Origin of the sequence: Pseudotamlana haliotis, from assembly GCF_008806375.1 — a bacterium.
In the GTDB taxonomy this organism is placed as follows: domain Bacteria; phylum Bacteroidota; class Bacteroidia; order Flavobacteriales; family Flavobacteriaceae; genus Pseudotamlana; species Pseudotamlana haliotis.
The window spans coordinates 44,901-55,490 of sequence record NZ_WAAT01000032.1; the positions used below are offsets into that span (position 1 = coordinate 44,901).

The window sequence follows — 10,590 nt, forward strand, 5'->3', positions numbered from 1 at the left end:
AAAATGATCCAATTCAAAAAACATTCAGGAATATATACGCTTAGTACTGAGCAAATTTTAAACATACCATTAGAGGAAGCTTGGGTATTCTTTAGTAATCCTAAAAATTTAGCTAAAATAACACCTTCTAAAATGGGTTTTGAAATCACCTCAGACGTTGAAAGAAGTGCTTATCCAGGACAAATCATCAGCTATAAAATAGGTGTTCTTCCTGGGATCCAACAAAATTGGGTCACAGAAATCACACAGGTAAAAAATCATGAGTTTTTTATTGATGAACAACGCTTCGGTCCTTATAAAATGTGGCATCATGAACATTTTTTTGAAGCACTTCCTGACGGAAAAACATTAATGCGTGATAAAGTGTCTTATAAATTACCGTTTGGTTTTTTAGGTCATTTTATACATAACATGTATATAAAAAGTGAGTTACAAACCATTTTTAATTACAGATATAGCACCTTAGAAACTCGATTCAATGGAAGATAAAATAGCTGTTTTTTGGTTTCGACGTGATTTGCGTTTGGAAGATAATGTTGCGCTTCATCATGCTTTAAACTCAGGGTTTAAGGTATTACCAATTTTTATTTTTGATGAAGAAATTATTAATACGTTACCTAAGCAAGATGCGCGCATAACTTTCATCTACAAGAGTTTAAAAGAAATCGATAATCAGCTTAAAACTATTGGCAGCTCATTGCGCGTTTTAAAAGGTGAGCCTTTGGAAATATGGGATAAGCTGGTTTTAGATTATAAGGTTAAAAAGGTTTTCTTCAATAAAGATTACGAACCCTATGCCTTAAAAAGGGATGAAAGTGTGAAGGCTTTACTTAAATCTAAAGGCATAGAAACTCACACGTATAAAGATCAAGTCATTTTTGAGGCGGATGAAGTTTTAAAAGCAAACCAAACGCCGTATACTGTTTACACACCTTATAAAAACCAATGGTTAAAACAATTTGATGTTGATAAACATGTTAAGTTATTCGATTGTCAAGAGTTTAAAAGTAATTTTGTTTCTGTAAATATAAATTTTCCAAAGTTAGTAAGTATTGGTTTTGAAGAAAGTTCTATTAAAGTAAAACCCTATAGCCTTGATGATTTGGTGCAGTATGATGCTGTACGTGATTTTCCAGCCTTAGATAAAACATCGCATTTGTCGCCTTATTTAAGGTTTGGTTTAGTAAGTATTCGTCAGGTGGTAAAACATGCTTTTAACACTAACGCAGTGTTTTTAAGCGAACTTATTTGGCGTGAATTTTTTATGCAAATATTATTTAATTTCCCTAAAGTGGTTACTCAAAATTTTAAACCAAAGTATGATGCCGTAATATGGAGAAATGATCCAACAGATTTTAAAAAATGGTGTGCTGGTCAAACTGGTTACCCTTTAGTTGATGCTGGTATGCGGCAATTAAACCAAACGGGCTATATGCACAATCGGGTTCGTATGATTACTGCTGGGTTTTTATGCAAACACCTTTTAATTGACTGGAGGTGGGGTGAAGCCTATTTTGCTGAAAAGTTATTAGATTTTGAGCTGGCTTCCAATAATGGAAACTGGCAATGGGCAGCAGGTACGGGTTGCGATGCAGCACCTTACTTCAGGATATTTAATCCGACCACTCAGATTCAAAAATTCGATAAAAATTTAGAATATATTAAAAAGTGGGTGCCAGAGTTTCAAGAGTTGACTTATCCTAAGCCTATAATCAATCACAAAGAAGCACGCGAACGTTGTTTAAAGGTTTATCGTGAAGCATTAAATTGAAAGTTGTTATCAATTTCATAAAAAAAAGCTGATTAAAAAGAGATACTTTCTAATCAGCTTCTGTAAGTTTATAATAGAAGTGAAATTTTTAATCCAACTTCACACGGTTTTCGCGGTTAGCCAATTCCCAAGCTGTATAAAAGATTAGGCGTGTACGTGTTTCTAAAAATTCATAGTTTATTTTATCTGGTGTGTCACTTGGCTTGTGATAATCATCGTGTGTTCCATTAAAATAGAAAATCACCGGAATGTTGTTTTTTGCAAAATTGTAGTGGTCTGAACGGTAATAAAAACGGTTTGGGTCGTTTTCATCATTATAAGTGTAGTCTAAATCTAAATTCACATATTTATTATTTACCGCTTCAGAAACATCATGTAGCTCTTGACTCAGCTTATCTGATCCAATAAGGTATAAGTAGTTATCACCACCTTCGTGGTTGTCGTCTACACGCCCAATCATATCAATGTTTAAGTCGGTTACCGTATTTTCTAAAGGAAAGATAGGTTCAACATCTGTGTAATATTTAGAACCTTGTAAACCAATTTCTTCTGCGGTAACGTGTAAAAACAGAATAGATCGTTTCGGGCCTTTACCATCTAATTCAGCGGCCTTAAAAGCTTTTGCGATTTCTAAAATAGCTACTGTTCCAGAGCCATCATCATCAGCACCATTATTTATATCGCCGTTAGCAGACACACCAATATGGTCTAAATGTGCCGAAATTACTAGAATTTCATCTGGTTTTTCAGAACCTTTAATGTAAGCCAATACATTTTCAGAATCTTTTGTGCCGTTAGGAAGGAAGGAAGCTGGAACTTTTTGATGATAATTACCTTCGGCAATAGGAGAAGGAATGTCATTTGCCACGTAAAAGTCTTTTAAAAATTCCACGGCTTTCTTTTGTCCGGGTTCACCGGTGCCACGACCTTCAAATTCATCAGAAGCATAAATATAAAGGTTCTTTTTAAGGTCTGCTGCAGTGATTTTTTCTGCATAGGTTTCAGCTGAAGCTGTTGTAGTCTCTACATTATTCTGAGATTCGCCTTTACAGGAAGTGAATAAAAGAGAAAGGCATACAAGTGTTAGTAAATTTTTCAAATGAAATAAAGTTTAAAATTGTACGGCTATATTACAAAATTGAATTTATTGAAATTTGATTTCAGCTTACTTTAACAGTTCAATATATGATTTTTAGTGCCATTCATTAAATTATTATCATTATGATAAAAAAGATAGAATGATAAATGTCAGTATCCGTATCTTTTTTATAAATTACATTTGTATCTTAAAATTTAAATTATAATTGATGGAGTTTTTAAACGCGACTTATCTAGCCTTATTTTTAATTATTTGTATCGGATTTATTATAGGAAACATTAAAATTAAAGGCATATCGCTAGATGTTTCTGCCATTATTTTTGTCGCACTACTCTTTGGCCACTTTGGCGTGGAACTCCCGGATATTTTACAGAAAATTGGATTAATACTTTTCATTTACACTATTGGGTTGCAAGCAGGGCCTGGTTTTTTTGATTCTTTTAAAGAAAATGGTAAAAACTTAGTGACTATAGCCGCATTGATTGTGGTGTCTGCTGCGGTGATTACCTTTTTAGCCATCCAGTTTTTAGCTATTGATAAGTCTATTGCTATTGGTTTGATGGCTGGGGCGCTAACGAGTACGCCTGGTTTAGCCACGGCTATTGATGTAACCCAATCGCCATTAGCGTCTATTGGTTACGGTATAGCTTATCCGTTTGGCGTTATTGGTGTTATTTTATTTGTAAAATTATATCCGAAAATTTTCAGAATTAATCTTACTAAGGAAGAGGAAGAATACGAAGAAAAAGCACACGGGCATTTTGATATAATAACCCGATGTAATTTTTTAGTGGAGCACGAAAGTGTGATTGGTAGAACGATAGAAGATTTGCAAATTGGTTCTATGACCAAAGGTGTGGTTTCTCGTGTAAAACATAAGAATGAAGCCTTTGTTCCGAAGAAAAATACGGTATTACATAAAGGTGATTATATACGAGTTGTAGGTACGGAAGATGCGTTAAAACGAGTGGAATTGTTAATCGGGCCTAAGTCTGATGTTGAAATTTCATTTGGAGAAGAATACGTTGTGCAGTCTTATTTAGTAACTAAAACTGAATTAGTAAATAAAACTTTAGGGGAGTTAAATCTTAAAGATAATTTTGGTGCGACTATCACTAGAGTTCGAAGAAGTGGTATAGATTTATCACCTAGACTTTCTTTGAAGCTTCAAATTGGTGATAAACTGATGATTTCGAGTCAGAAAAGCAGCGCGAAGCAGATTTCTAAATTAATTGGTGATAATAAAAGTAAGTTATCTGATACTGACTTCTTCCCATTAGCATTAGGTATCGTTTTAGGTATTTTAGTCGGTGGCGTTTCTTTATCTTTTGGAGATGCGTTTACATTCAATCTTGGATTAACAGGAGGTGTGCTTATTGTCGCTATGATTTTGGGTAGAATTGGTAAAACCGGAAAAATGCTTTGGGTGATGAGTGGTAATTCTAATCACTTACTGCGTCAGTTTGGATTAATGCTTTTTCTAGCCGTGGTTGGAACCAATGCTGGTTCGACCTTAGTAGAAACTTATTCACAATACGGGATTAAGTTATTTTTAATAGGTGGTGTTATCACTTTTGTGCCAATGGTTTTGGCAGCTATTGTAGCTCGCTTGTTTTTTAAAATCAATATTTTAACCCTTTTAGGAACTTTAACTGGGTCTATGACAAGTACCCCTGGTTTAGCGGCTGTAGATACGATGACTAAAACCGATGCCCCTTCTGTGGCTTATGCAACGGTATATCCTATTGCTATGGTGTTGTTAATTATTTGTACTCAAATTTTAGGCTTAATCTTTTAATTAAAAAGTAATCCAAATACCTAAAAACTGAATAATATAAGGGGCTAAAATAGCAGTTAAAATACCGTTTATAATAAGACCAATACTGGATAAGGCTCCAAAATTACCGCTGATTTCCATAGACTTGGAAGCACCTAAAACGTGGGATGCAGTGCCCATGGATATGCCTTGAGATATCGAACTTTTAATACGGGTGAGCTTCATGATTTCGTAGCCGAATATCGAACCAATAATTCCGAAGAGAATAACTACAGAGGCCGTTAATGGCGGAATACCACCAAGGGTTTTAGAAACTTCCATAGCGATTGGTGTGGTGACCGATTTTGGAGCTATTGAGAATATGATTTCTTTGGGAGCACCTAAAGCTTTTGCTATTAATACTACTGAAACTATACCAACAATACAACCTACCAATTGTGATACGATAATAGGAATAGCTTGTTTTTTTATCTTTCCCAATTGCTGATATAAAGGCACACCTAGAGCTACAATGGCTGGTTTGAGTAAAAATTCTATCATCCGACTGCCTTCTTTATACGTGTTGAAATCTATTTCAAAAAGCATCAAAAAACCAATAATAAAAATAATAGCGAGTAATACAGGGTTGAGAAAAATGAGTTTGGTTTTTCTTTGAATATTTTGAGCAATAAAATAGGCCAGAAAAGTAAGCGTAAGCAGAAAAAGTTCAGAATTTAGAATGTTTTCCATAGCTGTTATTTAAGCGTTTTTGTTCTTTTTGAAGCTGTTTTTATGACGCATAAACAACTGGTGTGTCCAACCGGTACAAGCAAAAACAATTATAGTTCCTAATGTTGAAGCGATAATAATAGACCAAAAATTCGATTGAATTAAATCTAAGTACAACAAAATAGCAACACCAGGAGGAACAAAAAAGAAAGCCATATTTTTGGTTAGAAAATGGCTTAATCCAGCGACCCATTTTAATTTTATCCAACCGATTTCTAGGGAAAAGGTGAGGAGTATCATACCAATAATACTAGAAGGCATTTTTAATCCTGTTAAGTGCACCACAATTTCCCCTATAAGTAAATAACCTAAAATAATGACGACTTGTCTCATAGTTTATCTCTGTTGATTTTTTATAATATAGTAATGTTTAGAGTAGCATTAATATCATGGTTAATATTTATGAACTTTCAGAGCTGTTTTGTAGATGAAAGCTCCATAGGCTAATCTTTAGGGTCTAAATTCTCTAAAGGCGCATCATGAAGGGCTTCCATTTCTGCAGGATCTAATTCAGTCGGCTCTTTGGTTTCTTTCTTTTCTTCTGATTCTTCTTCACTTTTGTCCGTGATCTGCTTTTCCAGTGCTTCGGTTTGAGGGGCTTGTGGGGTTGTAAAGAACGTTTTATAGGTACTTAAACCTAAAGCGAGTAAAGCCAACAGCATTGAAAACTGAATGATTTTCTTCACCTCACCTGTTTTTTTCGATAAGTTAAAGGCTATAAAACCAAAGATAAGTGCAGCTAAGGCAGGAATAAATGTAAATTTTGAATTTGGTAAAACGGCTATAATTACAGATATAACAGCCGAGATAAAAGCAATAATGGTAGATGTTTTTTTCATTTCAATTAATTTTAAGCACAAAAAAACAGCATCAAAAGAGTAATGCTGTTTTTAGTGTTCTGAAGGTTTTTCAGAATATGATATTGTAATTTTTAACTATTCAGCATTACTGGCATAACGAGCATGGTTACTTGTTCGCCTTCATCTAAACCATCAACGGGCGTTAAAATTCCAGCGCGGTTTGGCATACTCATTTCTAGTTGTACATCATCAGCATTTAAGTTATTCAGCATTTCGGTTAAAAAACGTGAGTTAAACCCAATTTGCATATCGTCACCTTGATAATCACAAGTTAAACGTTCTTCAGCTTTGTTACTGTAATCTATGTCTTCCGCAGAAATATTTAGCTCAGCACCAGCAATTTTTAAACGAATTTGATGTGTAGTCTTGTTAGAGAAAATACTAACACGACGTACAGAATTTAAAAATTGATTTCTGCTAATAACTAGTTTATTCGGATTTTCCTTAGGGATTACCGCTTCGTAATTAGGATATTTACCATCAATTAAACGACAAATTAACTCAGAGTTTTCAAAAGTAAACTTGGCGTTAGAGTCGTTGTATTCAATAGATACATCGTCTTCACTACCTGCTAAAATGCCTTTTAAAAGATTTAAAGGTTTTTTAGGCATAATGAATTCGGCCACTTGATTGGCTTTGATATCTTCACGTGTGTATTTTACTAATTTATGTGCATCGGTCGCTACAAAGGTTAAGCCTTCAGTAGAAAACTGAAAAAACACACCACTCATTACCGGACGTAAATCATCGTTTCCAGCTGCAAAAATGGTTTTACTAATGGCCGTAGCTAAAACATCACCAGTGACAACGGTTTGACTTGGATCTTCTAAAGATACCGCATTAGGAAATTCTTTTCCATCGGCATAAGCTAAAGCATACTTACCGTGGTTAGAGCTAATCTCGATAGTGTTATTGTCTTCAATAACAAATGTTAAGGGTTGCTCTGGAAAAGTTTTTAAAGTATCTAAAAGCAAACGTGCAGGAATCGCAATACTGCCTTCGCTATCACTTTCAACATCTAGTTTAGAAGCCATGGTCGTTTCTAAATCACTAGCAGAAACGGTAAGCTTGTTATGGTCTAATTCAAATAAAAAATTATCTAAAATTGGTAAGGTGTTCGAACTACTAATGACACCACCTAAAACCTGCAATTGTTTTAGTAAATAAGTACTTGATACTATAAATTTCATGTGAGGATATTATATTTTCTAAGTAGGTTGCTCATGTTCATAGTGATTTTGTCTATATAAAATCGACTATTAACTTTGTGATCATGAAACAAATGGCTTAGTTTTTATTATCATAATGCTTCATACAAATATATTCTAAACCGCTTATATTTCGAAACAAACTTATTAACATTTAAGCTGCGTATTTTTTCTTTCTGATGTAGTTAAATACAAAACCAAAAAGACCTAACAAAACCAATGGTAGCAGGATGTTAATGATTTGCCACTTGGTTTTTTCTTCGGCTATTTTTTGCTGATCTAAGAAGCTTACAGCAATTTCTTTGGAACGAATGTTTATAAGTCCGTTGTCATCTAAAAGGTAATTCACCGCGTTGAGTAAAAATTCCTTGTTGCCATAAGTTTGCCCAGTCCATCGGTCAAAACCTAATTCTTGAGGTGCGTTTCTAATCACGTCGTTCTTGATAATATCACCGTCAGCAATGATAATCATCTTTGTCGGTACACTAAGATCTTTACCTTTTGGAAGTTCAAAAGGTTTAATACGGTTGCTGTAAACGGATTCAAATTCGCCTTCTAACAGTACCGCTAAATTTTGGTTTCCAGCTCTAAAATCTTGTGGGTTTTGCTCTTTGGTAACCATTTCTAGGCTTATCATTCTTGGGGTGCCTTCAAGCTTCGTTAAAGGTGCCGATTGTAATAAAACCGTTTTATGAATGTTATTTTTAAGCGTGTCAATTGGATTTGCAAAATCGAACTTCACCAGATTTAAATTATTTACAATAGGGTGCGAGCTATTAGTGCCAGCTAAAGGGGAATAAGGCCATTGTAAATGCTGAAATTGCGACTGGCTACCTTCGCCCATGGCTAAGGTTATAGGGGCTGAATACAGTGTGCTTACTAGTTCCGGATTGATACGTGCCCCGTATTTAAAAAAGAAATCGGTAAGGTTTAAATCTCTCGGAATGGCCACATTACTGCCACTTGGGTTGTACAAACTATCTTTTTCCATGCTAATCGCATCAATGAGCCATAAGCTTTTTCCGCCATTCATGGTAAATTGGTCTAAAACCAGTTTTTCTTCTTCTGAAAAGGCTTGGGTAGGTTTTGCTGAAATGATTAAATCATAAGTATTTAGGTCTTTCAGTGTATTTTGCGGATTATTAGCCACACTATCTAATGTGAATGGTGCAATGAAATAGTATTCACCAATTTTTTTAACAAAATCGGCAATGTATTTATCTTCAAGTTGCTGGTTGCCTTTCAGAATAGCAATCTTACGTCTCTTTGGTTTAGTGAGTTTGCTAAACCCATCCGCGAAAGCGTATTCTAAATGTTGCACCGAGTTTGAAACCAATTCTTGCTGTGTGGCACCAATTTTATTCTTCACTAATGGAATAATAACTGTTTGGTCGTTGTAGCTCGCTAAAGCCCATGGAAAAATCATGGCTTTTGATGATTTTCCGCTTTCGGTCACACTTAATTGCATAGGTGTTAATCCGCGTTGGGTTAACTGCTCAATGTTACGATCGCGAGTAGCGTCATCTTCAATCGGATTAATAAAGTTGAAAATGATGTTGCTGTTTTCAGCTGAAAACTCTTCAAGAAGCTGTTGTGTTTCTTTTTTTAAGCGTCTAAATTCCGAAGGAAAATCGTCGCCTTCTAAAAAAACATCAATAATAATAGGCGCGTCTATATCAGCTATGGTTTCTAGAGCCGATTCACTTAAGGTATAGCGTTTGTCTGCCGTTAAGTCAAAACGTTCAAAAACTTTACTGCTTAAAAAGTTTATCGCTATGAGGGCGATAACAAGAATTAGGATATGTTTTTTATTGCTATTCAAAGGTCTTTTCTAATTGATAGGTTCTTATTGCCGTGACTTTATCATCTTCAAAATCAAGTTCAATACATTCTTGCTGTTCGTTAAAAGCGCCAGGTTTGAAGCCTAAGTTATAATTCCATTTATCTGGTGAATTGGCTTTTATGCTATCATCCCAGCCGTACCATTCACTTTCTCCTAATAGGTTTTCAACTTCCTTTTTAGGTTTCCCAATAAAGAGGCTGTCTTCGGTGATGTTATTTAACATTTCAAAACGTAACTCGGGACTTTCTTCCCAAGCTTCGGCTTTAAAATATTTTTCATGATGGTAGTTGCTGAAAATATTAATAACCGGATAAAAAATATAAAAATAGGCCAGTGGTGCTAGAGCTAAACTTACTAAAAAAGTAAGCCACTTGCGCTTGTCTATGGTGTTTACAAACAGCCAGACAAGCACAAACACGATAAGCATTGAAATAATAAAAATAGGAGTTAAAATCATGCCTTAGCTTTAGTCAGATTGATTTTGGTTAACATTAAAAAGAATAGGGTAATACTTAAAAAATAGATGATATCGCGCGTATCTAAAACGCCACGACTCATACTTTTAAAATGTGCACTCATACCCAATTGGTTTATAAATTCACTTGAAGCAAAATCTGCAATACCTTCAAAACCAACATAAAATAAGAAGCAAATAAAAACAGCACTTATAAAAGCTACAATTTGATTGTCAGATAATGTTGAAGCAAAAACACCAATAGCGGTATAGGCTGCAACCAAAAATAGAAGCCCGAAATAAGACCCTAAAGTACTTCCCATGTCTAAATTTCCAACAGGATTTCCTAATTCATAAACGGTGTATACATATAAAAGCGTAGGTAAGAGGGCAATTAAAATAAGGATAAAAGCGCCAAAATATTTACCTAAAACGATATTGAAAATTGAAATGGGTTTGGTGAGTAGTAATTCTAAGGTACCCTGTTTTTTTTCATCTGAAAAACTACGCATGGTCACTGCAGGAATCAAGAAAATTAAAATCCATGGCGCTAATAAGAAAAACGACGATAAATCTGAAAAACCATAATCAAGGATATTAAATTCTCCTTTAAATAGCCAAAGCAATAAACCATTTAAGGTTAAAAATATAGCAATAACCAAGTAGCCTATGGGCGATGCAAAAAATGAATTGATTTCTTTTCTTAAAATAGCTAACATTGGATTTAGTTAATAGTTATTTGTTAATGGTTGTTGGTTTTTTGATAATTTCAATAGTCAATAGTCAATAGTCAATAGTCAATAGTCAATA

At 34.5% G+C, this 10,590-nt stretch carries 11 protein-coding genes; 3 read left to right on the forward strand and 8 right to left on the reverse strand.

What is annotated here, in order from left to right; genetic code table 11:
- Positions 1–3: 3 nt before the first annotated feature.
- Positions 4–489, forward strand: coding sequence for an SRPBCC family protein (locus tag F6U93_RS05955; protein ID WP_150937823.1), 486 nt, complete (start codon positions 4–6; stop codon positions 487–489).
- A complete protein-coding gene (locus tag F6U93_RS05960) occupies positions 479–1,771 on the forward strand; it encodes a cryptochrome/photolyase family protein (protein ID WP_150937825.1) in 1,293 nt (430 codons plus the stop codon). Before F6U93_RS05955 ends, F6U93_RS05960 begins: the two co-directional genes overlap by 11 nt.
- A gap of 88 nt (positions 1,772–1,859) precedes the next feature.
- On the opposite strand, the gene F6U93_RS05965 is transcribed toward F6U93_RS05960, so the two are convergent.
- Entirely contained in the window at positions 1,860–2,870 is a 1,011-nt protein-coding gene (locus F6U93_RS05965; RefSeq protein WP_150937827.1) for a M28 family metallopeptidase, read from the reverse strand.
- Positions 2,871–3,078: 208 nt separating this feature from the next.
- Here F6U93_RS05965 and F6U93_RS05970 point away from each other — a divergent pair, with 208 nt between their 5' ends.
- Positions 3,079–4,668: an aspartate:alanine exchanger family transporter gene (locus tag F6U93_RS05970; protein ID WP_150937829.1), complete on the forward strand. Its 1,590-nt coding sequence runs from the start codon at positions 3,079–3,081 to the stop codon at positions 4,666–4,668.
- Here F6U93_RS05970 and F6U93_RS05975 read toward each other — a convergent pair whose 3' ends face one another.
- The 7 genes from F6U93_RS05975 to gldF all read right to left on the reverse strand — a co-directional run bounded on the left by F6U93_RS05975 (position 4,669) and on the right by gldF (position 10,499).
- Complete coding sequence (locus tag F6U93_RS05975; protein ID WP_150937831.1) at positions 4,669–5,376, reverse strand: LrgB family protein; 708 nt, start codon at positions 5,374–5,376, stop codon at positions 4,669–4,671. It lies immediately after the preceding gene.
- A 9-nt stretch (positions 5,377–5,385) separates the two neighbouring features.
- Positions 5,386–5,748, reverse strand: coding sequence for a CidA/LrgA family protein (locus F6U93_RS05980; RefSeq protein WP_150937833.1), 363 nt, complete (start codon positions 5,746–5,748; stop codon positions 5,386–5,388).
- A gap of 110 nt (positions 5,749–5,858) precedes the next feature.
- A complete protein-coding gene (locus tag F6U93_RS05985; protein WP_150937835.1) occupies positions 5,859–6,254 on the reverse strand; it encodes an FUSC family protein in 396 nt (131 codons plus the stop codon).
- A gap of 92 nt (positions 6,255–6,346) precedes the next feature.
- Complete coding sequence (gene dnaN / locus F6U93_RS05990; RefSeq protein WP_150937837.1) at positions 6,347–7,465, reverse strand: DNA polymerase III subunit beta; 1,119 nt, start codon at positions 7,463–7,465, stop codon at positions 6,347–6,349.
- A gap of 172 nt (positions 7,466–7,637) precedes the next feature.
- The gene (gene gldG, locus F6U93_RS05995) at positions 7,638–9,305 is read right to left on the reverse strand and encodes a gliding motility-associated ABC transporter substrate-binding protein GldG (RefSeq protein WP_150937839.1); all 1,668 of its coding nucleotides are present in this window, start codon (positions 9,303–9,305) and stop codon (positions 7,638–7,640) included.
- Positions 9,298–9,783, reverse strand: a complete 486-nt coding sequence (locus F6U93_RS06000; protein WP_150937840.1) for a hypothetical protein — start codon at positions 9,781–9,783, stop codon at positions 9,298–9,300. The genes gldG and F6U93_RS06000 overlap by 8 nt, the downstream gene beginning before the upstream one ends.
- Entirely contained in the window at positions 9,780–10,499 is a 720-nt protein-coding gene (gldF, locus tag F6U93_RS06005; protein WP_150937842.1) for a gliding motility-associated ABC transporter permease subunit GldF, read from the reverse strand. The genes F6U93_RS06000 and gldF overlap by 4 nt, the downstream gene beginning before the upstream one ends.
- Positions 10,500–10,590: the final 91 nt, after the last annotated feature.

Coding starts and splice junctions, on each gene's coding strand:
- F6U93_RS05955 (WP_150937823.1), top strand. CDS start 4: ATGATCCAATTCAAAAAACATTCAGGAATATATACGCTTAGTACTGAG.
- F6U93_RS05960 (WP_150937825.1), top strand. CDS start 479: ATGGAAGATAAAATAGCTGTTTTTTGGTTTCGACGTGATTTGCGTTTG.
- F6U93_RS05970 (WP_150937829.1), top strand. CDS start 3,079: ATGGAGTTTTTAAACGCGACTTATCTAGCCTTATTTTTAATTATTTGT.
- F6U93_RS05975 (WP_150937831.1), bottom strand. CDS start 5,376: ATGGAAAACATTCTAAATTCTGAACTTTTTCTGCTTACGCTTACTTTT.
- F6U93_RS05980 (WP_150937833.1), bottom strand. CDS start 5,748: ATGAGACAAGTCGTCATTATTTTAGGTTATTTACTTATAGGGGAAATT.
- F6U93_RS05985 (WP_150937835.1), bottom strand. CDS start 6,254: ATGAAAAAAACATCTACCATTATTGCTTTTATCTCGGCTGTTATATCT.
- dnaN (WP_150937837.1), bottom strand. CDS start 7,465: ATGAAATTTATAGTATCAAGTACTTATTTACTAAAACAATTGCAGGTT.
- F6U93_RS06000 (WP_150937840.1), bottom strand. CDS start 9,783: ATGATTTTAACTCCTATTTTTATTATTTCAATGCTTATCGTGTTTGTG.
- gldF (WP_150937842.1), bottom strand. CDS start 10,499: ATGTTAGCTATTTTAAGAAAAGAAATCAATTCATTTTTTGCATCGCCC.